Below are 24,947 nucleotides of genomic sequence, written 5' to 3'. Positions count from 1 at the left end.
TTTCTTTTAGCGCCCATATATTGTAATACAATAGGACGTGTGAAAGGAGGCAATAACATGAAAATGACTTTTGTTGCTTTGTTTCATTTTATTATATGGAGCGGATTCTCCATTGTATTATTGTTATCAAGTCGCGATAAATTGCATTACAAAGTACTGCTCTTTTTTGTGTTTTTTTATTTGGCTTATGTTAGCGCCTATATTATGTTGCACTCCAGAAAAGAGGCAATTTTTTTCACTGTTACGAATAGTCTTCTCTTTTTTATGAGTAAGCTGCTCTTTTTTTAGTTAACGTTTATAAAAGTACATTGTTCTTCCGTTGAAAAGCTGTAATTCTCCTTCTAACTTCTTTGCTAAAAATCTGCAAAATTCATTAGCTTTTCCTTTATCTCCAAAGGTTGCAGTAGATGGTAATGTAATTTGTATAAAAGATTGTTCGTTTTCAATTCCTGTTCCTACATAAATAGAGTGATAGCGTTCATGATTAGATTTTAAACAAAGTGTTGTATCTGAAGTATCAACCATTTCGTATGGAAAGGCAGTGTTTGCGTATGAAAAGCCGAGTTGTTGACCTGTTTGAGCTGTAATTGTTTTATAGTAATGAAATAGTTGTTTAACATCGTCTAGAGAAATAGATTGCTGTTTTGAATTTGGGACGAGTTTAATGAATGCATCTTGCATAATAAACCTCCTAAGGACATAATATATTACTATTTTAACATTGTTGTAAATTTTTTGACAATTAAAAGGGATCTTGCTTTTTTTGTTTAATATATACATTGTGGATAAATCAAGAAGAAAGGAGAGGGACAATGTTTGAAAAATTATATGATGAACATGAAAATACAAAAGTCCGCTTTCTTGGTTTTATGACAAATGAGACACGGTATGATTTTGGTGTGGTGTACACAACTATGTTTTTTGGTAAACCACTTGTTGTTTGTATGCAAACTGGTCGAGCAACTCTCCTTGGACAGGATGATATTGAAAATGTGCACCATTTACAGGATGTCTTTAAACTAAAAACGAGTGAAGAGGCAACAGATCTTGCGCAGTTTTTTAAATTTCTATTGCCACCTACTTCTGTGCATGCTGAATATGAGGAATAATTGTGTCAAAGCAGTCGTAATAATAAATATACGGCTGCTTATTATTTATAAATGTTTCATACTAATAAAATTAAAAAATAATTAATATGTCATAATTAAAACTATTGACTAAAAAAGTATAACATATTAAAATAAAGACAGAAAGTTAAGCGGTTACAAAAAATTCTTAGGAATTACAATATTAGGAGGAATTTAAAAATGGGAACTATCGTATGTCAAATTTGTGAGAACACAATTGCGCATTTTGAGGATGAAAAAGTAACAGTATTATACGGAAAATGCGGTTCTAACTGTGAGTGTGAGCATAAAGAACATACTAAAGCCCAATAAATATAGAAACGCCTGCATGTGCAGGCGTTTTTTTAGTGGATTGAAGTCGTGTGACCAATTGTTGCAATAATTGCATCGTCTCGGATGGGGATGAGTTCGATTTCTGTTTGCATTTTCTTTGTAGAGGCAAATTGGCTCATCATCCGACTGTCTATCCGTGTTAGAAAATCTGTTAAATATGCTGTTAAAAAAGCGAAAGGAATACGTCGTTGATTGAGTGCATCAATAATTTGACTTTCTGTTTTTACACCGACACCGTGCCCATAAAAAAAGAAATTTCCTAAATAAATTGCATTCTCTCCTTGCCACTCAATTGTTGCTGGGTTCACTTGTGGGTTTTTAAAATAAACAAGGTCACCAGGAACAATTTCTCCGCCTGTTTTTGTAGTGAGCTTTAAATCCTTATCATAGTCCCATGTATATAAGTAAAGATTTGCAAATAAACGATTAAACGTTTCTTCGTCATACAATGCTAACAGTGATTTATAGAAGATAATAATCATTGCAGTTGCACATTCTGTTCCATATTTTTTGCCGTTTAGAAAAATATCACGAATAGCAAAAGAGGGTAACACATTAGGGCGAAGTTGAAAGCCACCTAAATGAGTTCTTTCCCAAAATTCAGGATTACAGAAAGATTGCTTAAATGTGCGAAATTGTAACCCGCTGTTAAATAACTCTAAAGCAGAAGTAATAATATGAACACGGACATTTATATCAAAAGCTAACTCATGTAATGATTGGAAATTGTATACTTCATGATTTCCAGTCATAATTTCTAAAATTTGTTGTTTTTCCGAATAGAAAGGTTCGTTTTCATTTTTTATATATGGATGTACAATGGAACGGCCAATTACAATCATAAAATCCCACCTATATGTTTACATTCTTTTGATTTTGAATTAAAGGGAGATGAGGCTCTCAGATAAGAGGGAGTTAAGAAAAAGTACTGCTAGGATGAGTCTAACTGATTTTCACCTACTAAGCCCTTGAACAATAGTATTTCGTGAATGTCGGGAGAGAACTGTCCGTAAGATCTTGATTGGGCAGGCTTTCGCCTTATGGAAGTTTTACATTATATCGTATGAATAGGCGGATAAAGGGTGCATAGGAAAAATAATATGAAGGCTGGAAGAGGGGTGTTTGTGAATGAAAAATCCCACTCCAAAGATATGAAGTGGGAAGGAAGTTATTCGCTAATTGCTTTATATTCTTTAATGACACGTAAAGTTTGTAATGTCATATCTTCAGGACCTTGTACTGGTAATCCTGCTTCTAAATTCTTTTGAATATAGTCTAAATTTTCTTGTGTAATAATTTCACCAGGAGCAAAAATTGGAATACCTGGTGGATAGACCATAACGAAATCTGCGATAATGCGGCCAGCAGCTTCTGCAAAAGGAACAACTTCTGTTTCAGAATAAAAGGCATCGCGCGGAGATAGCGCAAGTACAGGGATTTCTGGAATATCTACTTGCATTTGAACACCTTTTTCTGCTCTATGTTTAAAGGTTGCTGATAATTCATGCAGAGCGCGTACTAGTAGATTTGTTTCATCTTCTGTATCTCCAAGTGTAACAAGACACAGAATGTTATATAAATCGGAAAGTTCAACCTCTATATTATAATGCTTTCTTAACCATAATTCTGCATCGTGCCCTGTAATTCCTAATTCTTTTATAGAAATAATAAGCTTTGTTGGATCATAGTCAAAAGTTGCATCGGTTCCTAGCAGTTCTTTACCAGGACAATACAGGTGTTCAATTTCATTTACTTGCTCTCGAACTTCTTCTGCTAATTGAATAGTTTTCGTAATAAGTTCTCGTCCTTCTGTTGCAAGACGCTTTCTTGCAACATCAAGTGAAGCCAATAAAATATAAGATGTTGAAGTCGTTGTAAGCATACTAATAATCGATTGAACATGCTTTACGTTTACAAGCCCTTCTCTTACATTTAAAACAGAACTTTGTGTTAATGAGCCACCTAGTTTGTGAACACTTGTTGCAGCCATATCAGCGCCAGCTTGCATTGCTGACATTGGCATTTCGTCATGAAAATGAATATGAACACCATGGGCTTCATCCACTAGTACTGGCATATTGTATGAATGTACTAACTTTACAATTTGCTCTAAGTCAGCTGCAAAACCAAAATATGTTGGATTAATGACAAGGAGTCCTTTTGCATCTGGATGTTCTTCAAGCGCTTTTTTTACAGAAGGAATTGTAATTCCATGTGAAATTCCTAATGTTGGATCAATTTCTGGATGAATAAAAATTGGTTTTGCGCCTGAGAAAATAATCGCTGACATAATAGATTTATGAACATTTCGCGGTACAAGAATTTTATCTCCAGGACCACAAACGCTCATCACCATTGTCATAATTGCACCACTTGTTCCTTGGACAGAAAAAAATGTATGATCAGCGCCGAAAGCTTTTGCTGCTAAATCTTGAGCATGTTTAATCATACCTTTTGGATGATGTAAATCATCGAGTGGTGCAATATTAATTAAATCAATTGATAATGCGTTATGCCCAATAAATTCGCGGAATTCAGGATCCATTCCTTGTCCTTTTTTATGACCTGGAATATGAAATTGAACTGGATTTCGCTTGCTGTGCTCTCTTAAAGCAGTAAACAATGGTGTTTCGTATTGGGACAATTTATACACCCCTTCTTTTTTATTAATATTTATTAATTTTGTTTTATATTTATCCTGTTACACTAATCAATAGCAGAAGAGAAATTCTCACTACTATTTGAAGTATCTCTTTATGTTCTATAAAACAAGAGCATTATATCACCTATAGAAGAAGATGTATAGAAAAATAATAATGGTAATTATCGTTTTTTTATGCAGAAAGAATTATGCGTAAAAAATGAATTGTTGGACTGAAAAAATTCAAGGATAGAGTATCATCAAACGGAGCCTGAGCAAAATAAGTGATGGAAAGAGTGAAAGACATCCTGATTAACAGATGATATTTTTGCTGGATTCAAGAAAAAATATTATTGGTAAGATTTTGGATTGGTAAAGAAAACGATTGGTGACTAAGCATACAGGTGGAAGTTTCACTTTATCTCGCGTATGATAATGAAGGAGAACAAATTAGAGTGAACTGGAATAGACGAGGTGTTATTATGGAATATCAATATCCAATTAATTATGATTGGTCAACAGAAGAAATGGTTGTAGTAATTAAATTTTATGAAGCGATTGAACAAGCTTATGAAAAAGGGTTGAAAAGAGAAAATCTGATGAGTTTGTATCGTCATTTTAAAGAAATTGTACCAGGAAAAGCAGAAGAAAAGAAAATCGACAAAGAATTCCAAGAAGTGAGTGGTTATTCCATTTATCGTACAATTCAAAAGGCGAAAAATTTACAAGAAGAAGACATCGTTAAAATGTAAAAAAATTTTGAAAAATAAAAAGTGAAGTGTTATAATGGGATAACAACTAAAAACGGACAATACAAATATTGTCCGTTTTGCTTTATCGATTACAAATTTTATATAAAGGAAGGAGCGAGTGCATCGTGGATTCAATTTTTTGGATGAATTGCTCATCAGTAAGATTTGCAAATTCTTCTGGAGAAATATGAATTCCTACTAATAATTCTGCTTTTTTAACAGTCCTTAACCGCTCAATCATTTTTTGTAACTCTTCTAGTTGAAGGGTGTTATGTAATTTTACATCAGGCTTAGTATGGTCAATGGACCAAACGAAATCATTTGGTATATTCGTTTTTAAATCATTTAAATGTTTTAAAAAGGCATGAGCCGCTTCCATTTTTTGTGGGCACTCATAAATTAAACCAAAGTATATAAAAGCATGTGTCCCCCATAGTCCAATTTGAAAATGTGGTAGCATTTTATATCCGCGTTTATTTGTTGAAAATGCAACCCAAGTATCGTTTGGTGGATTGACTTTACGACGTGCATGTTTCGCTACATGATAGAAAAAAGGTTCACCAGTTTCATTTGTTAAGAAAAGAGAAAATTGTTCACCGAGAGTTTCTAACTTCGGATGAATGTTCGTTTTAATTGCAGCCATTCTTTCTTCTAGACCATCTACAGAGAACACAGTGAAGTCCTTTTCTTTGAAAGTTTTTGATGTCATGGTTGTTCCTCCAACTCCTAGTTTGTTTTTATTCTAACATAGCCTGTACAATTCATAAAAAAAGACGCTTATAAAAAAATTTCAGATAAAAATGCAAATTAGTTGCATAGATGATTTATCCCACATAATATAGTATAAAACAAAAAAATCAGAAAATTGAGTAAATTCAAGGTCGAGGGCAAGCGAATATTGGGAGGAGGCAAACGAATATGAGACAGGTAATCAACGCATTAAAAAGAACAGATGCGGAGAAGAGAATTCCGGTGTTACGTTTAGAATTAGATTATGAATTAGCAACGCTATATGATGCAATGATGGAAAAAGACGACATGAAAAAAGAAGAGTGTATGAAAAAATTAGAAGTGTTAAGACTTGAAATGATTCGGTTAGAGGCATAATAATAGTGTATGTATAAAAAATTAGTTGGTGCGAACCTTATAAAGGGTTCGTTTTTTCTGTGAATTGTACAGATCGGAGTGTTTAAAAATGCAAGAGGTATGGGAAGAAATTGATGTATACGCAAAACAATGGATAAAAGAAGCGGGGCAGCACCTTGTTTCATCGATGAAGCAGTCTCTTATTATTGAAACGAAGTCAAATGCCTCTGATTTAGTAACAAATATGGATCGGGAAATTGAACAATTTTTTATTGGGAAAATTAAAGAGACATTTCCTAAACACTATATTCTTGGAGAAGAAGGATATGGCGATGAGTTGGCTTCAACGGATGGAGTTTTGTGGTTAATTGATCCAATTGATGGCACGATGAATTTTGTTCATCAAAAGCGGAATTTTGCGATTTCAATTGGCATATATGAGAATGGTATTGGGAAAATTGGTCTCGTATATGACCCAGTTCATGATGAGTTATATCATGCGAAAAAGGGTATTGGAGCATTTTGTAATGAAATAGAAATTCCATCATTACAGCCGAGTGAAGTATCATTAGGAGTTATTGCTGTAAATGCTACGTGGCTTACTGATAATTCTCGTCTTGATATGAGGAAAATGGCACAACTTGTAAAAAAAGCAAGAGGAACACGTTCATACGGTTGTGCAGCACTTGAAATGGTATATGTAGCAACAGGACGATTAGATGCTTATGTGACACCTCGCTTGTCTCCATGGGATTTTGGCGGAGGAAAGATTATTGTAGAAGAGGTTGGAGGAAAAGTAACGACTTTTACTGGAGAGCCGCTGCAAATTATTGAGAAGAGTAGCGTTCTCGTTGCAAGACCAGGTGTGTACGAAGAGATGCTACAATATGTACAATAGGTGTATAAAATCCATAGAAAAAACAAAAAAGTAAGAGGCATAGAAAATCGCTTCTTACTTTTTGTGGTTATTGTAGCTTACGCATTTTTCTTTTTGTTATAAATCCGTATCCGATTGTAAAAATCGTACCAATAATACAAATAATAACACCGATTGGGCTATTCTCAGCAATCATAATTCCAATACCAATCATAAAAATAACACCAATGATAGCTGTTAATAAAAAACGATACTGAATCTGTTCCATATATTTCACCCTCCAGTTTTATTGTACTTTCACAAAAGTGAGAATACAACTATATTTTCATTCTTGGTTTTATTTTGATTGCTATTATATCCCCTTCGCTCTTATAATAGAAAAGGATTAAAAAGACACTAGGAGTTGGACATGTTGAAAAAACGAGAAGATTTACGAAATATAGCAATTATCGCCCACGTTGACCATGGTAAAACAACACTTGTTGACCAGTTATTACGTCAAGCGGGGACGTTCCGTGCAAATGAGCACGTGGAAGAACGTGCAATGGATTCAAATGATTTAGAAAGAGAACGCGGTATTACTATTTTAGCGAAAAATACAGCGATTCATTATGAAGATAAAAGAATTAACATTTTAGATACACCTGGACATGCTGACTTCGGTGGTGAAGTAGAACGTATCATGAAAATGGTTGATGGTGTTTTACTTGTTGTTGATGCATATGAAGGTTGTATGCCACAAACACGATTTGTGTTAAAGAAAGCACTTGAGCAAAACTTAACTCCAATCGTTGTTGTAAACAAAATTGACCGTGACTTTGCTCGTCCAGACGAAGTAGTTGATGAAGTAATCGACTTATTCATTGAACTTGGTGCAAACGAAAATCAATTAGAGTTCCCTGTTGTATTTGCTTCAGCAATGAACGGAACAGCGAGCTTAGATTCAAATCCAGCAAACCAAGAAGAGAATATGAAATCATTATTTGATACAATTATTGATCATATTCCAGCACCAATCGATAACAGTGAAGAGCCACTTCAATTCCAAATAGCACTTCTTGATTATAATGATTATGTAGGTCGTATCGGAGTTGGTCGTGTATTCCGCGGTACAATGAAAGTAGGACAACAAGTTGCATTAATGAAGGTTGATGGAAGTGTAAAACAATTCCGTGTAACAAAATTATTTGGTTACATGGGATTAAAACGTCAAGAAATTGAAGAAGCAAAAGCTGGAGACCTAGTAGCTGTTTCAGGTATGGAAGACATTAACGTTGGTGAAACGGTATGTCCAGTTGAGCATCAAGAGGCATTGCCGTTATTACGTATTGATGAGCCGACACTACAAATGACATTCCTTGTAAATAACAGTCCATTTGCAGGTCGTGAAGGTAAGTATATTACATCTCGTAAAATTGAAGAACGTCTTCGTTCACAGTTAGAAACAGATGTGAGCTTACGTGTAGATAATACAGAATCTCCTGATGCATGGATTGTATCTGGACGCGGAGAATTACATTTATCAATCTTAATCGAAAACATGCGCCGTGAAGGATACGAATTACAAGTGTCAAAACCAGAAGTAATTATTAAAGAAGTTGATGGCGTAAGATGTGAGCCTGTAGAGCGCGTACAAATCGATGTGCCTGAAGAATACACTGGTTCTATTATGGAATCAATGGGTGCACGTAAAGGTGAAATGTTAGACATGGTGAATAACGGAAACGGTCAAGTTCGCCTTACTTTCATGGTTCCAGCACGTGGTTTAATTGGTTACACGACAGAATTCCTAACATTAACTCGTGGTTATGGTATTTTAAACCATACATTCGATTGCTACCAACCAGTACATGCTGGACAAGTTGGTGGACGTCGCCAAGGTGTTCTTGTTTCACTTGAAACAGGAAAAGCATCACAATACGGTATTATGCAAGTTGAAGATCGCGGTGTAATCTTCGTTGAACCAGGTACAGAAGTATATGCTGGTATGATTGTTGGAGAACATACACGTGAGAATGATTTAACAGTTAACGTTGTAAAAATGAAACAACAAACTAACATTCGTTCTGCGACGAAAGATCAAACTTCAACAATGAAAAAACCACGCTTAATGACTTTAGAAGAGTCATTAGAGTACTTAAACGATGATGAGTTCTGTGAAGTAACTCCAGAATCAATTCGTCTTCGTAAAAAGATTCTTGATAAGAGTGAGCGCGAAAGAGCTGCTAAGAAAAAGAAATCTGTAGAAGCTTAAGTAATGTAGGGCTGCCTTTTAATAAAAGGCAGCTTTTTTATCGTAATTATTTTTTGAAAATTTGTTCTTTTTTGTGGACAGTACTTTTTTTGCAGGGTACTCTTATAGTAAGTAAATTGGAAATGAAATAGAAGGAGTTGTTATTCATCTGCGTGAGTAAGGGGGAGAAATGTAGTGCTTGAAAAAATGTCATTTTTTGCGAAGTTGTACAATGTAGATGTCAATCCAGAAGTGGGAATGTGGCTTCTTTACGGTACAATTATTATATTCAGCATTATTGTTTATAATTTAGGGTTTGCTAGAAAATTATCTTTGTTAAAGAATGTAGTAATTTATACTGTACTAATACTTGGGTGCACTATTTTAACCTTTTTTGCTGTTTTTCTGCCTGTAGGAGAAGGGCTTGTTGTAGCGATTATTATACTTGGTATATATAAATTACGTTTGCGACAAGCGAAACATTCAAAAGCAGGCTAAAGGGGGAATGTAAGATGCGTTCTGTGCAAGATGCATTATATAATTGGTTAACGATTAAAATTGTAGCAGAAGCTCGTCCATATGATGAAGCTGCTCAAGAAACATATATGCTTTTTCATAATATGTTACATGAAAATCATCAGTTACAACATGTTACAGTAGAAAAAAAGGAAGATATGTATTTTGTTACATATGAAAAAGAAGGAGAAAAGAAATCAGTTCGGTTTCCACTTGAGTTGATTGATTGTTTTTTAGAACAGATAAACCGTGAACCGGAGAAATATAAATAAGCCCTCATCCTGTTCGATAAGGGCTTATTTATGCGTGACAATTAGACGGTTGGAATACTATATAGTAATGTTTATTGGATTGCTATCAGCGTTCGAATAGACGATATTCCTATTAACAATTACCATTCATCTTCAACTGTTTTATCACGATATAATCGGAAATTTCCTGTTGCGTGTCGTTCTAAAGTACGTTCTGTAATTCGACCTATACATTGTTTACACATAAATGTATGAATAGGACGATTACGAAGTCGCTTCGCTACTGGATTTTCGTCATTTAAATCTTCTTTTTTATCGCAAAGAATACATTTGACTCTCATTTTGTCACCTCGGCACAAGTTCTATCTTATTTTAGTATATCATGGACCTTAGAAGTTTTTGAACTATAGGAGAAAAAAATAATATTTTCGCAATTCGAAAAATAGGTTATTATATAAGTGAAACTATTATTAGCGTTGAATGTACATTTTTGTTGATGGTTAGTTGAATCATGTGGGCAGGCCTCTTTTCTTCGTTTGTTACAGTCTCCTGGTAGGAAGTGCCTGTTAGAGCGAAATCAATATAGAAGTTTATGGAGGTGGAAGCATGGCAAATATAGTGGAACTAGCATTAACAGATGCTTTAGTGAAAGCGTTACGTGAAGAGCGTATTGTGACAATTGCAACGACTGATTTTGAGAAAGGTGTTCCAAATGTAAGTGCGATTTCATGGGTATATGCAATGGATGAAAAAGTTATTCGTTTTGCAGTGGATCAACGTTCTCGTATTGTAGAGAATTTGCGCCATCACGCAGGGCTTGTTCTTACTGTTATGGCAAATGAATCCGTATATTCTATAAGTGGTAAAGCGATTATCAAAACAGAGCGGATAGAAGGTATTCCGCTGAAATTAACTTTAATTGAAGTTTCTGTACAAGAAGTACGTGACGTAATGTTTTACGGTGCGAAACTTGCTATTGAACCGAAATATGAAAAAACATACGATCTTCGCGCCGCGGAAAAATTAGACAACCAAGTTTTATCAGCGATGAAGGATGTGTGAAACAGGATGGGCAGCAAAGAAAGTTGTTCATCCTTTTTATTTATATTTCAAGTAATTTCTATTCTATCTCGTTTGTACAGTACATATAATTATAACAATGGTTCGTCCATACCTATGGATGAAACCCTTGTTCTACAAATTTCATGGTGGAGTCAGGGGGTAACAGGTTGAATAGAATTTATGTGCTAGATACGAATGTGCTTTTGCAGGATCCGTTATCTATTTTTTCTTTTGAAGATAATGATGTAGTCATTCCAGCTGTTGTGTTAGAGGAAGTAGATTCGAAGAAACGTTATATGGATGAAGTTGGAAGAAATGCGCGCTATGTATCAAAACTAATAGATAAATTTCGCGAACTTGGGAAACTGCATGACAGCATTCCTCTTGAGAATGGAGGGACGTTTCGAATTGAGCTAAATCATCGTTCGTTTGTTCAATTACAAGATATTTTTGTAGAGAAAACAAATGATAATCGTATTTTAGCTGTGGCCAAAAATTTATCATTAGAAGAGCAAGAAAAAGAAAATGGGAAATCTGTCATCCTTGTGAGTAAGGATGTGCTTGTACGAGTAAAAGCTGATGCTCTAGGATTACAAGCCGAAGATTATTTGAGTGATCGTGTTACGGAAGTTGAAAACATATATACAGGCTTCTTAGAGTATTACATACAAAAAGAGATTTTAAACCGTTTTTATGAAAAAGGAGAGCTTCCTCTTTCTGAAATTGCGAATCATCCGTTTTACCCTAATCAATTTATTGTAATGAAGGATGCTTTAGGAGGATCGAGTTCGGCTCTCGGGATCGTTGATCACTCTGGGAAAAAGATAAAAAAGCTTATTTTTCCAAATGAGCAGATTTGGGGAATTCGTCCTCGAAATGTACAACAAATTATGGGGATGGAATTGTTGTTACGTGAAGACATTCCTCTTGTAACATTGACAGGGAAAGCTGGAACGGGGAAAACATTAATAGCATTAGCTGCGGGACTAATGCAAACAGAAGATTTGGGAATGTATAAAAAGTTGCTCGTGGCAAGGCCTATTGTTCCAGTTGGAAAAGACATTGGATATTTACCAGGAGAGAAAGAAGAAAAGTTAAGACCTTGGATGCAACCGATTTATGATAATTTAGAATATTTATTTAACACAAAAAAGCCTGGGGAATTAGATGCAATTTTAGCGGGAATGGGTTCTATTGAAGTAGAAGCTCTAACATATATTCGCGGACGTAGTATTCCAGAGCAGTTTATTATTATTGATGAAGCACAAAATTTAACGAAACATGAAGTGAAGACAATTTTAACGCGTGTCGGAGAGAGAAGCAAAATTGTTTTAATGGGAGATCCACAGCAAATTGATCATCCATATTTAGATGAATATAATAATGGTTTAACATTTGTTGTAGAGAAGTTTAAAGAACAAAAAATTAGTGGACATGTGAAGTTTGTAAAAGGTGAACGTTCTAATTTAGCGCAACTTGCAGCGGATTTATTGTAGGAAAGAGTGGCGAAAGCCACTCTTATTTGCTTGTCCTTTGTGAATGTAAAGTAAATCTTTTTGCCATCGAAAGTTTCACTTTATCCCGCATTAACGGGCAGTAATACTCCCACCTCAAAATTTGGCGAAAGCAAAGAAGTTAGGTGGGAGATAACTGCCCGTAAAAGCCCGATTGGTTCAACTAATAATCAGTGGGGGATGAAAAAAACCCCCACTGATTAAAGTTTCACTTTATACGATAGTAAACTTTCGAATATATCGAATGGGATTATTGACATTAGAGCCATCTCCAAAATAAAGGTGGACAGGACCGTCTTCTTTTAGTGGCTTCCCTTTAATAGAAAAACCGAGAATAGCATCCTTTGCTTCCTTTATTGAAATTGTTGTAATATCGAATTCAGTATGAATTTCTACATGTGTTGCCTCGCTAGAAATCTCTGCGTTTTCTAAAAAAGGTAAAAATGGTATACCGAATGTTCCTGTAATCATTTTCTCCTTTTCAAATCTTGCAACGCTCTTATTGATAGGTGGAAAAATAGCTCCTTCTCTAATTTCACGATCCCAATGTTTAGATGTTTCTTTAGTATACTGTGCTAATTCACTTGTTATTTCTTTTGGAGTTGTAAAGTATGTTGTTAAGTCGACTTTTCGATCATCAAAAATCCAGACACTTGGATCAATTGTAATTGGAAAGCGGACATTTCCGTTAATAAATAAGATTTCAGTCATTGTTTTTCCCCCATTTGTCTTATACTCCCACTTTTCAGTATAATAGGACTAGGAACAATTGTCACAGAAAATGTTTCTATTGCAATTTACGAAAACTATCGCTAATATTAATAGATAGGATAGGAGAGTAGGACGGAAATGGAGGGAACCAATTTGGCGTCTGAGACAGTAATGAATCATCAGGAAAAGGCACTTGCCCTTCTACAAGCTGATGCAGAGAAAATATTAAAACTTATTAAGGTGCAAATGGACCACCTTACGATGCCACAGTGTCCATTGTACGAAGAGGTACTCGATACACAAATGTTTGGCTTATCCCGTGAAGTTGATTTTGCGGTTCGTCTTGGTCTCGTTGCGGAAGAGCAAGGTAAAGAAATTTTAGGAGAATTAGAACGCGAGCTATCGGCGTTGCATGATGCTTTTACAAACAAACAATAATAGCTGGTTCAAATAAGGAGCTCAAACCGAATCAGTTTGAGCTTTTTTTGTGGAAAAAATGATTTTTCCTGCAAAGCAGGAAGAATGCTAATACATATGGAATACAATTGTAAAAAAGAAGAGAGAAAGAGGATTTTGAATGAAAAGAGTCTGGAAGTCCATAGATTATTCTTTAGTGCTTCCTCTTGTTATCGTATGTGTGCTCGGCGTTATTATGGTGTATAGTGCCAGTTCTATTGTTGCAATTACAAAATATTATCCGAAATACGGATGGACGAGCAATCACTTTTTTCTGTCACAGTTAAAAGCGATGTTCGTCGGGACAATTGGTTTGCTTATTGTTATGTTTGTTCCCTTTCAAGTATGGCGAAAGCGTATAATTACTGTTTTAATCGTTGTTGCTAGCATTGGAATGTTACTAATTGTTTTAAAATGGGGAACTGTTGTGAATCATGCGAAATCGTGGGTGTTTGGTGTACAGCCATCGGAGTTTGTTAAAGTAGGGATCATCATTGTATTAGCGCGTTTTTATGCAAAAAAACAAGCGACAGATGGACCGATTTGGCATGGTGCTGGCCGAGTGTTTAGTTTTTTATTGATTACAATTTATTTAATTTTAAAACAGCCTGACTTAGGGACAACATTATTAATTATCTCAACGATTGGAATTATGACGTTCTGTTCAGGGATACCCTTTCAAGTTTGGATAAAACGAATTGCTCTTACATCTATTATATGGATCCCGCTTGGATATTTTATAGGACAAAATGTTTTAACGCCTGTTCAAATTGCACGGTTCACTACGTTTTGGAATCCGTTTGGAGATGCCCAAGGGAAGGGATTTCAATTAATTAATTCGTTTGTTGGAATAGCTTCTGGTGGTGTAATTGGTAGAGGATTAGGAAATAGTATTCAAAAGTATGGGTATTTACCAGAGCCACATACAGACTTCATTATGGCAATTGTATCTGAGGAACTAGGATTTGTTGGGGTGGCAATTATTTTAATAGGTTTACTAGTTATTGTCGTTCGTGCTTTTCGAATTGCACAAAAATGTAAAGATCCTTTTGGGAGTTTACTTGCAATTGGAATTGGCAGTATGATTGGAGTGCAAGCTATAGTAAACTTAGGTGGGATTACGGGAGTTATGCCACTTACCGGTGTGCCTTTACCATTTGTTAGTTTTGGTGGTACTTCTTTAGTGTCAACCTTAGCAGCTATGGGAATTTTATTAAATGTAGCTAGTTTTGTGAAACAACAAGAAAAAAGAGAACAGCAAGAGCGAGAACAACAACAACAACAACAACCTAAACAAGAGAGACATCTTGTTGTTGTAAAATAAAAGAAGCTTTGTACACTTGTACAAAGCTTCTTTTATTTGTATAGATTCAAAAAAAGGATGATTATTTTGTGGTTTTACAATAAAGAGTATGTCATATTTAGTTGAATGTGTTCTACAAAAAAGATGGTTGCTTCCTTTATTTTATGCTATACTAATTTTGTGAGACAAATTGGACAGAATGCTTAGCGTTTGTCAAAAAATAAGGTATGATGAACAAAAATAAAGTGAAGCTTGCACGCAGTGAAAAAGTACTGTTGGAAGTGATATACTTACTCCCACTAAAGCGGGACAAACTTATGGTGTTATGAATGGTAGGAAAATAGAGGGGGAAAATCATGAAAAAGCTGCAACGTATTCAAAAAGTATTAGTAGCGAACCGCGGAGAAATTGCGATTCGTGTGTTTCGTGCTTGTACAGAATTAGGACTACGCACAGTTGCGATTTACTCGAAAGAAGATAGCGGTTCATATCATCGCTATAAAGCAGATGAAGCGTATTTGGTAGGCGAAGGAAAAAAACCAATTGATGCATATCTTGATATTGAAGGTATTATTGAAATTGCAAAAAGCAATAATGTGGATGCAATTCACCCAGGATACGGCTTTTTATCAGAAAATATCCAATTTGCAAAACGTTGCGAAGATGAAGGTATTGTTTTTATTGGTCCAAAGAGTAAGCATTTAGACATGTTTGGGGATAAAGTAAAGGCAAGAACGCAAGCTCAACTGGCAAATATCCCGATCATTCCTGGTAGTGATGGCCCTGTAAAAGAGCTTAACGAAGTAGCCGATTTTGCAAAAAAGTATGATTACCCAATTATCATTAAAGCAGCTCTTGGTGGTGGCGGCCGCGGGATGCGGATTGTACGTAGTGAAGAGGAATTAAAGGAAGCGTATGATCGTGCGAAATCCGAGGCGAAAGCAGCATTTGGAAACGATGAAGTATATGTTGAAAAATTTGTTGAAAATCCAAAGCATATTGAAGTACAAATATTAGCAGATGAACATGGAAATATTGTTCATTTATATGAGCGTGATTGTTCTGTACAGCGACGACATCAAAAAGTTGTAGAAGTAGCACCAAGTGTGTCTCTTTCTGCTGAACTGCGCAATCGTATTTGTGAGGCTGCAGTTCAATTAACGAAAAATGTTAATTATGTGAATGCAGGAACAGTTGAGTTTCTTGTAAAAGGAAATGAATTCTATTTTATTGAAGTGAATCCACGTGTCCAAGTGGAACATACAATTACAGAAATGATTACAGGTATTGACATCGTTCAATCACAAATTTTAATTGCTGACGGATATGCTTTACATAGTGAAAAAGTAAGTATTCCAAAACAAGAAGATATCATTACACATGGATTTGCAATTCAATCTCGCGTGACAACAGAAGATCCGCTTAATAATTTTATGCCAGATACAGGGAAAATTATGGCGTATCGTTCTGGTGGCGGTTTTGGGGTTCGTTTAGATACAGGAAATAGCTTTCAAGGTGCAGTTATTACACCATATTACGACTCTTTACTTGTAAAAGTAACAACTTGGGCATTAACATTTGAACAAGCAGCGTCTAAAATGGAACGTAACTTAAAGGAATTCCGTATTCGTGGTATTAAAACAAATATTCCGTTTTTGGCAAATGTTGTAAAGAACCAGAACTTTTTATCAGGAGAATATGATACATCGTTTATCGATTCCTCGCCGGAACTATTCGTATTTCCAAAACGAAAAGACCGTGGTACAAAAATGCTATCGTATATTGGCACGGTAACGGTAAATGGATTCCCTGGAGTAGGAAAACAAGAAAAACCGATTTTTGCCGAATCGCGCATTCCGAATATAAAACATTCTGAACCAATCCAAACTGGTACAAAGCAAATTTTAGATGAGCGCGGAGCTGATGGATTAGTAAAATGGGTTCAAGAACAAAAACAAGTTTTATTAACTGATACTACATTCCGTGATGCACATCAGTCGTTATTAGCAACACGTATTCGTACACAAGAGCTGAAACAAATTGCTGAACCAACAGCAAGAATGTTACCGAATCTATTTTCGGCAGAAATGTGGGGCGGAGCAACATTTGATGTCGCGTATCGTTTCTTAAAAGAAGATCCATGGGAACGTTTATTACAATTACGTGAGGGTATGCCAAATGTATTATTCCAAATGCTTCTTCGTGCATCAAATGCAGTAGGATATAAAAACTATCCAGATAACTTAATTCAAAAGTTTGTAGAGTGTTCTGCACAGGCTGGCATTGATGTATTCCGTATTTTTGATAGCTTAAACTGGGTGGAAGGTATGCGCGTTGCAATTGATGCTGTGCGTCAAAGCGGTAAAATTGCAGAGGCAACAATGTGTTACACAGGCGATATCCATGATCCAATGCGCAGTAAATATGATTTAAATTACTACAAAAATTTGGCGAAAGAGTTAGAAGCATCTGGTGCTCATATTTTAGGGATTAAAGATATGGCAGGCTTATTAAAGCCGAACGCAGCATACGATTTAGTGTCCGCATTAAAAGAGACGGTATCGATTCCAGTGCATCTTCATACGCATGATACGAGTGGAAACGGTGTATTAACATATGCAAAAGCGATTGAAGCTGGAGTGGATATTGTAGACGTTGCGGTAAGCTCTATGGCAGGTCTAACATCTCAGCCGAGCGCTAATACGTTATTCTATGCATTAGAAGGAAATGAAAGACAGCCGAATGTGGATGTGGAATCTCTAGAGAAGCTCTCTCATTATTGGGAAGATGTTCGTAAATATTATTCCTCCTTTGAAAGTGGGATGAATGCACCGCATACAGAAGTGTATATGCATGAAATGCCAGGCGGTCAATATAGTAATCTACAGCAACAAGCAAAAGCTGTCGGATTAGGAGATCGATTCGATGAAGTGAAAGTGATGTATCGCCGCGTTAATGATATGTTCGGTGATATCGTTAAAGTAACTCCATCATCAAAAGTAGTCGGTGATATGGCTCTATTTATGGTACAAAATCATTTAACAGAGAAAGATATTTATGAACGTGGTCATGCATTAGATTTCCCAGGGTCAGTTGTAGAAATGTTTTCTGGTGATCTTGGACAACCGTATGGTGGTTTTCCGAAAGAGCTACAAGGAATTATACTAAAAGGTAAAGAGCCTTTAACAGTAAGACCAGGTGAATTGCTAGAACCGATCGATTTTGAAGCATTAAAAGAAGAGTTATTCCATAAGCTCGGTCGTATAGTAACGATGTTTGATATTGTAGCGTATGCGTTATATCCGAAAGTATTTATGGATTATCAAAAAACTACAGAGCAATATGGAGATATTTCTGTTCTTGACACACCGACATTCTTCTATGGAATGAAACTTGGTGAAGAAATTAGTGTAGAAATCGAACGTGGTAAAACGTTAATTGTGAAATTAATTTCGATTGGAGAACCACAATTAGATGGTACACGTGTTGTCTATTTTGAATTTAATGGACAACCTCGTGAAATTGTTATAAAAGATGAAAGTGTGAAAGCGACGGTTTCGCAGCGAGTGAAAGGAAATCGTGAAAATCCAAACCATATTAACGCAACAATGCCAGGAACTGTAATCAAAGTAGTAGTAAGTGAAGGCGAGCAAGTGAAAAAAGGTGATTCCATGGCAATTACAGAAGCGATGAAAATGGAAACAACTGTACAAGCTCCATTTACTGGTACGGTGAAAAAAGTGTATGTGAAAGATGGAGAGGCAATTCAAACGGGTGATTTGCTGATTGAATTAGAGCAATAAAATGAAGCTATCACTCGTATTATGAAAATAAAAAAGAGCTGCTTTTGTGCAGCTCTTTTTGCTTTTTAAAAATAATAACTTGTTGGAAGAGACAAGTTATTATGATAGTTTCGTTTGTTTAATATTACGATTTATTTCTGTTTTATTTCTGTTTGTTTTACTGCGTGTTCCTAGCATAGCTAAATAGCACAATACAGCAAATAAGCATGAAATAAAGAGTGAATGCAGAAGGGACATTGCTAAGCTCGCGTCTGTGTATACAACTAAAATACCAACGATTGCTTGACATGTGACAAGAATAAAAGCTGTAATCCACCCATAACATATAACCTTTTGTTGTTTATAATGCCTAATAGCTATCATCATGGCATATAAAATCCAAGCGAAAATTAACATAGCAGCAATCCGATGCCCCATTTGTACCCATTCATGATATTGCGTGGGTAGAGGGCTGTTTTTACTGCATAATGGGAAAATCGGACAGGCCAAGCTTGCGTGCTCATGCCGTACTAATGCTCCTGTATAGACAACAAGGTAACTGTAAATTGTTACACCGTAAATGTGAAACTTCATCTTCTTATCAATAACAAGTGAATAGGCATCAAATTTCTTATCGATTTCAAAGATGAGAAGTGTTAATAAAATAACAGCAGCAAACGAAATAAGGGAAATACCGAAATGAATTGCTAATACAGCTGGAACTTGCCCCCATACAACCGCAGCAGCACCCATGAGCGCTTGTGCTATTAAAAATATGAAAGATAGAATGGCAAGTGCTTTTGTTTCACGAACGTGTCCATAGTATTTCCAAGATAAGATACATAGTAGTGTAACGAGAATTCCTGCAGAACCTGAAGTAAGGCGATGACTCAGCTCAATAATTGTTTCCATCGATAAATGCGAAGGAACAAATTCTCCATTACATAGCGGCCAAGATTTACCACAGCCTTGTCCAGAGCCAGTTTTAGTAACTAATGCACCGCCAAGTAGAACGAATAATAAATCAAGACTTGTAAGGACTGCTAACCATTTTATAAAGCGTTGCAATTCTTTTCACCAGCTTTCAATTTCAAAGTTATTGTGCAATATTTTAATGAAATAAAGTTCAACATCCCTCAGTGACTTGTTGCATCCCCTATTGAGGGATCTTAAACCAATCGGGCGCATGCCAACAGTTCTTTATTCTCTTTGTTTCCTTAGAATCCAGAGTCGGGGAGGTTACTGCCCGCAAATAGCCGGATAAATGTTATAGAAACAGAAATGCACTACAGTCCTATGATATATAAAATCTGATAAAATAGCAAAGGGGACAGAAAGTGTGAAGCGAAGGTGAAAAAATACTGAAATTTAGAACATAAATTACTGATTCTAACAAAAAAGTAGTGAGTTTTATAAATAAATACATCGAAATACATGCGGAATTTGACAAAATAGTTTATTATAAAAGAGAAATACGTTCTATGATTGATGAAGTAGTAGGAAAACTTTTTCAGTCATAGACACAAAAAGTTCATGTTTTCTTCACAATTTCTTCATGAAATATGTTTTAATATATTCGAGCGAGAAGTGTATATTAATAGTAAAACCACAAAACAACATTTCTACAGTAATAATATTGCTATATAAAACCACGATGTTTTATTTTAAGTAAATAGGCAAAAGAAAGATGGAAGTTTTAAGAGGGGGTTAAAGTGATGAGCCATGCAACAAGTGAACTGCATGATGAGTCAGCTATAACAAATGTACCGGAAACAACACGTGTACAAGATTTATTAGCGCTCGTTAAGATGGGGATTGTAAATTCAAATACACTTACTGTATTTACAGGATTTTGGTTAGCTCTACATTTCAATGGATTGAATGTTATGGACCATCTAGATAAAATATTTTTTACAATCGTCGGCTCTGCATTAATTATGGCGGGGGCATGTAGCTTAAATAATTATATTGACCGAGATATTGATCATTTAATGGAACGAACAAAAAATCGTCCAACAGTAACAGGAAAATATAAACCAGGATTCGCATTAACATTAGGGATTACAATTTCGCTTTTGGGTTTTGTATTTTTGCTATTTACAACACCGATGGCAGCATTTATTGGTTTTATTGGTTTCTTTACGTATGTTGTTCTGTATTCGTTATGGACAAAGCGAAAATATACGTTAAACACAGTAGTAGGAAGTGTATCAGGTGCAGTTCCGCCTTTAATTGGTTGGGCGGCTATTGATCCAAGCTTGAGTCACCCTATTCCTTGGATGCTATTCTTAATTATGTTTATTTGGCAAATTCCACATTTCCTCGCACTTGCGATGAAACGTGTTGAAGAATATCGCAATGCAGGTATTCCAATGCTTCCTGTTGCGCATGGATTTGATATTACAAAACGTCAAATTATGATTTGGACAGTATGCTTATTACCACTGCCATTTTATATGAGTGCACTTGGAGTAACATTTATGGTAATTGCAACAGTGCTTAACATCGGCTGGATCGTGTTAGGGTTTTATGGCTTCCGCAAGAAAGACGACATCAAATGGTCCGTGCAAATGTTTGTATACTCCTTAAATTACTTAACAATCTTATTTGTTTTAATGATTGTTGTAACTTTCTTCTAAGACAACTACATGAGGGGATTTCTTTACGTTGAGATTTACTTTACTTACTATAAAGTACAATCTAATTAACAAAGAAAGTGGGGGTTGTTTGCATGAAGAAACAGTGGCGATTGCTTTCGCTCGTTTCACTAGTGGCTTTACTGTTAGGGGGATGCGGTAAAGCCTTTCAATCTACTTTGATTCCACAAGGTGAAGTAGCAAAAATGCAATATGATTTATTGTTATTAGCCAGTGCAATCATGATAGGTGTCGTTCTTGTTGTTACAATTATTTTCTTGTATGTAATTGTGCGTTTTCGTCAAAGAGAGGGCCAGGAAAATTATATTCCGAAGCAAGTAGAAGGGAATCACAAGCTAGAAATTATATGGACAGTCATTCCAATTTTACTTCTATTGGTATTGGCTGTCCCTACTGTTACATATACGTTTAAACTTGCTGACGTTAGTGCGATGGAGAAAAAGAATATTGATAAAGACACAATCGTTGTTGATGTAACAGCGAATCTTTATTGGTGGGAATTTTCTTACAATACTGAAAAATTAGCAACTTCGCAAGATTTAGTCATCCCTACAGGTAAAAAAGTGTATTTAAATTTAAAAGGCTCTGATATTAAACACTCATTTTGGGTACCATCATTAGCTGGAAAAATGGATACAAATCCAGATAATGCGAACAAAATGTGGATTAAAGCAGATAAATCGGGCACATATAATGGTTTTTGTGCAGAATTTTGTGGTCCATCTCATGCTTTAATGCAGTTTAAAGTGAAAGCTGTTAGTGAAAGCGAGTACAAAAAATGGATTGCTAGTATGAAAGAGTTGGATGGTAAGAAAGCTGTTGCTTCTACGCAAGCGCAGGAAGGTAAACAAATTTTTGAAAAGAGTTGTGTGGGTTGTCATGCTACTGGATCCAATGATAGCAGACCACCTTCTGCACGTATCGCACCCAATTTAGCAAATTTCGCAGATCGAGATATGGTTGCGGGAATTGCTGAAAATAATGAAGAAAATGTAAAAAAATGGTTAAAAAACCCTGAGAGCATGAAACCAGGAAATAAAATGACTGGAAAATACGGTAATCTTACTGATGATCAAGTAGAGGCATTAAATGCTTACTTGAAAACATTAAAAGTTGAAAAGTAAAGAGAAACTATTTGCGAAGGGGAGGTAGAAAACGTGAGTTCTGTAGCAAAAAAACAGGGAGTGGGCTCTGTAATTTGGGATTATTTAACGACAGTAGACCATAAAAAGATTGCCATTCTCTATTTAATTGCAGGTGGGTTATTTTTTATCATTGGTGGAATAGAAGCAATATTTATTCGGTATCAGCTAGCATTTCCAAACAATGATTTTCTTGTTGGAGATACGTACAACCAAGTGTTAACGATGCACGGAACAACAATGATTTTCTTAGCAGCAATGCCGCTTGTATTTGCGATGATGAATGCAGCTGTACCACTTCAAATTGGTGCACGAGACGTTGCGTTTCCATTTTTAAACTCGCTTGGATTTTGGCTATTTTTCTTTGGGGGCGTATTTTTAAATTTAAGTTGGTTTTTAGGCGGGGCACCTGATGCAGGATGGACATCATATGCATCGTTATCACTCGCCTCAAAAGGACACGGCATCGATTTCTATGTTCTCGGCTTGCAAATTTCAGGTATTGGAACATTAATAGGTGGAATTAACTTTCTAGTTACCATTATTAATATGCGTGCACCTGGAATGACATATATGCGTATGCCGATGTTTACATGGACGACGTTTGTAACTTCCGCACTTATTTTATTTGCATTCCCGCCACTTACAGTCGGTTTAGCTTTATTAATGTTAGATCGTTTATTTGGAACAAGCTTTTTTAATCCTGCTTTAGGAGGAAATACGATTATATGGGAGCATTTATTTTGGATTTTCGGTCATCCAGAAGTATACATTCTTATACTCCCTGTTTTCGGAATATTCTCAGAAATCTTCGCGACATTCTCTAAAAAACGATTATTCGGATATTCATCTATGGTATTTGCAACGGTATTAATTGGATTTTTAGGATTCATGGTGTGGGCGCATCATATGTTCACAGTGGGTCTTGGCCCGGTAGCGAATGCCATTTTTTCTGTGGCTACAATGGCAATTGCTGTTCCGACAGGTATTAAAATTTTCAACTGGCTCTTTACGATGTGGGGTGGAAGTATTCGCTTTACAACACCAATGATGTGGGCTGTTGCTTTCATTCCATCGTTCGTTATGGGTGGTGTGACAGGGGTTATGCTTGCATCTGCTCCTGCTGATTATCAATTTCATGACAATTACTTTGTTGTCGCTCACTTCCATTACGTAATTGTCGGTGGAGTTGTGTTTGGATTATTTGCGGGGGCTCATTACTATTGGCCGCTTATGTTTAATAAAATCTTGGATGAGACACTTGGTAAAATTACGTTTTGGTTGTTCTTTATTGGTTTCCATTTAACGTTCTTTATTCAGCACTTCCTTGGTTTAATCGGTATGCCGCGCCGATATTTTACGTATTTGCCAGGACAAGGATTAGAAACTGGTAACTTAATTAGTTCAATAGGCGCAGTATTTATGGCTCTTGGAACAATTGTGCTTTTGGTTAATGTTGTAAAAACATCTTTTTCAAAAAAACAAGCTGGACGCGATCCATGGGATGGTCGTACGTTAGAATGGGCAATTCCTGCGCCGACACCTGAATATAACTTCAAGCAATTACCGTTTGTGCGTGGATTAGATCCATTATGGATTGAAAAACGGGAAGGGAAAAATGAAATCACACCAGCAGAGCCGATTGGTGATATTCATATGCCAAACTCATCTTTCTTACCGTTTGTTATCTCTTTAGGCCTATTTATCGCAGCATTTGGAGCGATGTATATGCAGGGTGGGAAAGAGAAAATGTGGTTAATGGTAGCGATCGTTGGTCTTATTATTACGTTTGGAGCGATGTTCTTCCGATCTGTAATTGATGATCATGGATACCATATTCATAAAGAAGATTTAGATGATAAAGGGGGGAAGGCGTAATGCATGCAGAGGAAAAATTAACAAATGAAACCTTTCCAGCAGAGCCTGAAAAAGCAACCCTCGAAGGGAAGAATAAATTCATTGGATTTTGGTTATTTCTAGGAGGCGAAACGGTACTGTTTGCTTCCTTGTTTGGAACATATTTAGCACTGAAAAATTCAACAAACGGTGGACCGACGTCACAAGAAATGTTTCAAATGCCACTTGTGTTTATTATGACAATGCTTCTTTTAACGAGTAGTTTAACGAGCGTATATGCAATGTATCATATGAAGAATTTTAATTTTAAACAAATGCAGTTTTGGCTTATTATTACAACATTGCTTGGGATTGGCTTTTTAGGTTTTGAGATTTATGAGTTTAATCATTATACTCATGAATTTAAGCATACTATAAAAAGTAGTGCATTTGGATCTGCGTTTTATGCGTTAGTTGGTACGCATGGGTTACACGTTTTATTTGGATTACTGTGGATTTTAACTCTAGTGCTCCGTAATGCGAAGCGTGGTTTGAATTTATATAATGCTCCGAAGTTTTACGTCGCATCAATTTACTGGCATTTTATTGACGTAGTTTGGGTGTTTATTTTCACTGTAGTATACTTAATGGGAATGGTGGGATAAACA

General features: G+C 35.8%; 26 protein-coding genes. 18 read left to right on the top strand and 8 right to left on the bottom strand.

Features of this window, described 5'->3' with window-relative positions:
* The first annotated feature begins 57 nt into the window (after nt 1-57).
* The gene (locus MR076_RS15735) at nt 58-288 is read left to right on the top strand and encodes a hypothetical protein (protein WP_242222149.1); all 231 of its coding nucleotides are present in this window, start codon (nt 58-60) and stop codon (nt 286-288) included.
* Here the strand turns inward: MR076_RS15735 and MR076_RS15730 are convergent, their stop codons facing one another.
* Nucleotides 289-681 (bottom strand): DUF1885 family protein, encoded by a 393-nt coding sequence (locus tag MR076_RS15730; RefSeq protein ID WP_242222147.1) that lies wholly within the window; start codon nt 679-681, stop codon nt 289-291.
* A gap of 131 nt (nt 682-812) precedes the next feature.
* Between MR076_RS15730 and MR076_RS15725 the strand changes: the two genes are divergently transcribed.
* Together MR076_RS15725 and MR076_RS15720 are read left to right on the top strand one after the other, a co-directional pair.
* Nucleotides 813-1,109, top strand: coding sequence for a DUF3055 domain-containing protein (locus MR076_RS15725; protein ID WP_035429211.1), 297 nt, complete (start codon nt 813-815; stop codon nt 1,107-1,109).
* A 198-nt stretch (nt 1,110-1,307) separates the two neighbouring features.
* Nucleotides 1,308-1,439, top strand: a complete 132-nt coding sequence (locus MR076_RS15720; RefSeq protein WP_035429210.1) for a GapA-binding peptide SR1P — start codon at nt 1,308-1,310, stop codon at nt 1,437-1,439.
* Nucleotides 1,440-1,471: 32 nt separating this feature from the next.
* Here the strand turns inward: MR076_RS15720 and MR076_RS15715 are convergent, their stop codons facing one another.
* The gene (locus MR076_RS15715) at nt 1,472-2,302 is read right to left on the bottom strand and encodes a protein-glutamine gamma-glutamyltransferase (protein WP_242222146.1); all 831 of its coding nucleotides are present in this window, start codon (nt 2,300-2,302) and stop codon (nt 1,472-1,474) included.
* A gap of 326 nt (nt 2,303-2,628) precedes the next feature.
* Entirely contained in the window at nt 2,629-4,104 is a 1,476-nt protein-coding gene (locus tag MR076_RS15710; RefSeq protein WP_277928499.1) for an aminotransferase class I/II-fold pyridoxal phosphate-dependent enzyme, read from the bottom strand.
* Nucleotides 4,105-4,583: 479 nt separating this feature from the next.
* Here MR076_RS15710 and MR076_RS15705 point away from each other — a divergent pair, with 479 nt between their 5' ends.
* On the top strand, nt 4,584-4,853 hold the full coding sequence (locus tag MR076_RS15705) for a UPF0223 family protein (RefSeq protein WP_242222186.1): 270 nt from the start codon (nt 4,584-4,586) through the stop codon (nt 4,851-4,853).
* A gap of 82 nt (nt 4,854-4,935) precedes the next feature.
* Here MR076_RS15705 and MR076_RS15700 read toward each other — a convergent pair whose 3' ends face one another.
* Nucleotides 4,936-5,562 (bottom strand): YktB family protein, encoded by a 627-nt coding sequence (locus tag MR076_RS15700; protein WP_242222143.1) that lies wholly within the window; start codon nt 5,560-5,562, stop codon nt 4,936-4,938.
* A 209-nt stretch (nt 5,563-5,771) separates the two neighbouring features.
* On the opposite strand from MR076_RS15700, the gene MR076_RS15695 reads away from it, so the two are divergent.
* Together MR076_RS15695 and MR076_RS15690 are read left to right on the top strand one after the other, a co-directional pair.
* Nucleotides 5,772-5,960, top strand: a complete 189-nt coding sequence (locus tag MR076_RS15695; protein WP_020059298.1) for a hypothetical protein — start codon at nt 5,772-5,774, stop codon at nt 5,958-5,960.
* A gap of 88 nt (nt 5,961-6,048) precedes the next feature.
* Nucleotides 6,049-6,837, top strand: coding sequence for an inositol monophosphatase family protein (locus tag MR076_RS15690; RefSeq protein ID WP_242222142.1), 789 nt, complete (start codon nt 6,049-6,051; stop codon nt 6,835-6,837).
* Between the two features lie 67 nt (nt 6,838-6,904).
* On the opposite strand, the gene MR076_RS15685 is transcribed toward MR076_RS15690, so the two are convergent.
* A complete protein-coding gene (locus tag MR076_RS15685) occupies nt 6,905-7,084 on the bottom strand; it encodes a DUF5325 family protein (RefSeq protein WP_035429202.1) in 180 nt (59 codons plus the stop codon).
* A 141-nt stretch (nt 7,085-7,225) separates the two neighbouring features.
* On the opposite strand from MR076_RS15685, the gene typA reads away from it, so the two are divergent.
* From typA to MR076_RS15670, 3 genes are all read left to right on the top strand, one after another.
* A complete protein-coding gene (gene typA, locus MR076_RS15680; protein ID WP_242222140.1) occupies nt 7,226-9,070 on the top strand; it encodes a translational GTPase TypA in 1,845 nt (614 codons plus the stop codon).
* A 174-nt stretch (nt 9,071-9,244) separates the two neighbouring features.
* The gene (locus MR076_RS15675; protein WP_242222138.1) at nt 9,245-9,547 is read left to right on the top strand and encodes a YlaH-like family protein; all 303 of its coding nucleotides are present in this window, start codon (nt 9,245-9,247) and stop codon (nt 9,545-9,547) included.
* Between the two features lie 14 nt (nt 9,548-9,561).
* Nucleotides 9,562-9,837: a hypothetical protein gene (locus MR076_RS15670; protein ID WP_242222137.1), complete on the top strand. Its 276-nt coding sequence runs from the start codon at nt 9,562-9,564 to the stop codon at nt 9,835-9,837.
* A gap of 119 nt (nt 9,838-9,956) precedes the next feature.
* Here the strand turns inward: MR076_RS15670 and MR076_RS15665 are convergent, their stop codons facing one another.
* Nucleotides 9,957-10,157 carry a YlaI family protein gene (locus tag MR076_RS15665; protein ID WP_242222134.1) on the bottom strand — a complete coding sequence of 67 codons (201 nt, stop codon included), beginning with the start codon at nt 10,155-10,157 and terminating at the stop codon, nt 9,957-9,959.
* A 265-nt stretch (nt 10,158-10,422) separates the two neighbouring features.
* On the opposite strand from MR076_RS15665, the gene MR076_RS15660 reads away from it, so the two are divergent.
* Both MR076_RS15660 and MR076_RS15655 read left to right on the top strand, forming a co-directional pair.
* On the top strand, nt 10,423-10,878 hold the full coding sequence (locus tag MR076_RS15660) for a pyridoxamine 5'-phosphate oxidase family protein (RefSeq protein WP_242222132.1): 456 nt from the start codon (nt 10,423-10,425) through the stop codon (nt 10,876-10,878).
* Between the two features lie 167 nt (nt 10,879-11,045).
* Nucleotides 11,046-12,374 (top strand): PhoH family protein, encoded by a 1,329-nt coding sequence (locus tag MR076_RS15655; protein WP_242222131.1) that lies wholly within the window; start codon nt 11,046-11,048, stop codon nt 12,372-12,374.
* Nucleotides 12,375-12,605: 231 nt separating this feature from the next.
* Here MR076_RS15655 and MR076_RS15650 read toward each other — a convergent pair whose 3' ends face one another.
* On the bottom strand, nt 12,606-13,103 hold the full coding sequence (locus MR076_RS15650) for a molybdopterin-binding protein (protein ID WP_242222130.1): 498 nt from the start codon (nt 13,101-13,103) through the stop codon (nt 12,606-12,608).
* A 153-nt stretch (nt 13,104-13,256) separates the two neighbouring features.
* Here MR076_RS15650 and MR076_RS15645 point away from each other — a divergent pair, with 153 nt between their 5' ends.
* The 3 genes from MR076_RS15645 (at nt 13,257) to pyc (ending at nt 18,665) form a co-directional block, all read left to right on the top strand.
* Complete coding sequence (locus MR076_RS15645; protein WP_242222129.1) at nt 13,257-13,541, top strand: Fpa/YlaN family protein; 285 nt, start codon at nt 13,257-13,259, stop codon at nt 13,539-13,541.
* Nucleotides 13,542-13,680: 139 nt separating this feature from the next.
* Nucleotides 13,681-14,883 carry an FtsW/RodA/SpoVE family cell cycle protein gene (locus MR076_RS15640; RefSeq protein WP_242222128.1) on the top strand — a complete coding sequence of 401 codons (1,203 nt, stop codon included), beginning with the start codon at nt 13,681-13,683 and terminating at the stop codon, nt 14,881-14,883.
* A 335-nt stretch (nt 14,884-15,218) separates the two neighbouring features.
* A complete protein-coding gene (gene pyc, locus MR076_RS15635; RefSeq protein ID WP_242222127.1) occupies nt 15,219-18,665 on the top strand; it encodes a pyruvate carboxylase in 3,447 nt (1,148 codons plus the stop codon).
* Nucleotides 18,666-18,764: 99 nt separating this feature from the next.
* On the opposite strand, the gene MR076_RS15630 is transcribed toward pyc, so the two are convergent.
* Nucleotides 18,765-19,712, bottom strand: coding sequence for a COX15/CtaA family protein (locus MR076_RS15630; RefSeq protein ID WP_242222126.1), 948 nt, complete (start codon nt 19,710-19,712; stop codon nt 18,765-18,767).
* 647 nt (nt 19,713-20,359) lie between these two features.
* Here MR076_RS15630 and cyoE point away from each other — a divergent pair.
* From cyoE to MR076_RS15610, 4 genes are all read left to right on the top strand, one after another.
* Complete coding sequence (gene cyoE, locus MR076_RS15625) at nt 20,360-21,283, top strand: heme o synthase (RefSeq protein WP_242222125.1); 924 nt, start codon at nt 20,360-20,362, stop codon at nt 21,281-21,283.
* Between the two features lie 92 nt (nt 21,284-21,375).
* Nucleotides 21,376-22,425: a cytochrome c oxidase subunit II gene (coxB, locus tag MR076_RS15620; protein WP_242222124.1), complete on the top strand. Its 1,050-nt coding sequence runs from the start codon at nt 21,376-21,378 to the stop codon at nt 22,423-22,425.
* Between the two features lie 33 nt (nt 22,426-22,458).
* A complete protein-coding gene (gene ctaD, locus MR076_RS15615) occupies nt 22,459-24,321 on the top strand; it encodes a cytochrome c oxidase subunit I (RefSeq protein ID WP_242222123.1) in 1,863 nt (620 codons plus the stop codon).
* Entirely contained in the window at nt 24,321-24,944 is a 624-nt protein-coding gene (locus tag MR076_RS15610) for a cytochrome (ubi)quinol oxidase subunit III (RefSeq protein WP_242222122.1), read from the top strand. Before ctaD ends, MR076_RS15610 begins: the two co-directional genes overlap by 1 nt.
* Nucleotides 24,945-24,947 lie beyond the last annotated feature (3 nt).

The organism is Bacillus cereus group sp. BfR-BA-01380 (assembly GCF_022663535.1).
Classification (GTDB): domain Bacteria; phylum Bacillota; class Bacilli; order Bacillales; family Bacillaceae_G; genus Bacillus_A; species Bacillus_A cereus_BB.
The sequence above is the reverse complement of the archived record's forward strand: the minus strand, read 5'-3'. Positions and strand labels throughout refer to the sequence as shown.

Coding starts and splice junctions, on each gene's coding strand:
- MR076_RS15735 (WP_242222149.1), top strand. CDS start 58: ATGAAAATGACTTTTGTTGCTTTGTTTCATTTTATTATATGGAGCGGA.
- MR076_RS15730 (WP_242222147.1), bottom strand. CDS start 681: ATGCAAGATGCATTCATTAAACTCGTCCCAAATTCAAAACAGCAATCT.
- MR076_RS15725 (WP_035429211.1), top strand. CDS start 813: ATGTTTGAAAAATTATATGATGAACATGAAAATACAAAAGTCCGCTTT.
- MR076_RS15720 (WP_035429210.1), top strand. CDS start 1,308: ATGGGAACTATCGTATGTCAAATTTGTGAGAACACAATTGCGCATTTT.
- MR076_RS15715 (WP_242222146.1), bottom strand. CDS start 2,302: ATGATTGTAATTGGCCGTTCCATTGTACATCCATATATAAAAAATGAA.
- MR076_RS15705 (WP_242222186.1), top strand. CDS start 4,584: ATGGAATATCAATATCCAATTAATTATGATTGGTCAACAGAAGAAATG.
- MR076_RS15700 (WP_242222143.1), bottom strand. CDS start 5,562: ATGACATCAAAAACTTTCAAAGAAAAGGACTTCACTGTGTTCTCTGTA.
- MR076_RS15695 (WP_020059298.1), top strand. CDS start 5,772: ATGAGACAGGTAATCAACGCATTAAAAAGAACAGATGCGGAGAAGAGA.
- MR076_RS15690 (WP_242222142.1), top strand. CDS start 6,049: ATGCAAGAGGTATGGGAAGAAATTGATGTATACGCAAAACAATGGATA.
- MR076_RS15685 (WP_035429202.1), bottom strand. CDS start 7,084: ATGGAACAGATTCAGTATCGTTTTTTATTAACAGCTATCATTGGTGTT.
- typA (WP_242222140.1), top strand. CDS start 7,226: ATGTTGAAAAAACGAGAAGATTTACGAAATATAGCAATTATCGCCCAC.
- MR076_RS15670 (WP_242222137.1), top strand. CDS start 9,562: ATGCGTTCTGTGCAAGATGCATTATATAATTGGTTAACGATTAAAATT.
- MR076_RS15665 (WP_242222134.1), bottom strand. CDS start 10,157: ATGAGAGTCAAATGTATTCTTTGCGATAAAAAAGAAGATTTAAATGAC.
- MR076_RS15660 (WP_242222132.1), top strand. CDS start 10,423: ATGGCAAATATAGTGGAACTAGCATTAACAGATGCTTTAGTGAAAGCG.
- MR076_RS15650 (WP_242222130.1), bottom strand. CDS start 13,103: ATGACTGAAATCTTATTTATTAACGGAAATGTCCGCTTTCCAATTACA.
- MR076_RS15640 (WP_242222128.1), top strand. CDS start 13,681: ATGAAAAGAGTCTGGAAGTCCATAGATTATTCTTTAGTGCTTCCTCTT.
- pyc (WP_242222127.1), top strand. CDS start 15,219: ATGAAAAAGCTGCAACGTATTCAAAAAGTATTAGTAGCGAACCGCGGA.
- cyoE (WP_242222125.1), top strand. CDS start 20,360: ATGAGCCATGCAACAAGTGAACTGCATGATGAGTCAGCTATAACAAAT.
- coxB (WP_242222124.1), top strand. CDS start 21,376: ATGAAGAAACAGTGGCGATTGCTTTCGCTCGTTTCACTAGTGGCTTTA.
- MR076_RS15610 (WP_242222122.1), top strand. CDS start 24,321: ATGCATGCAGAGGAAAAATTAACAAATGAAACCTTTCCAGCAGAGCCT.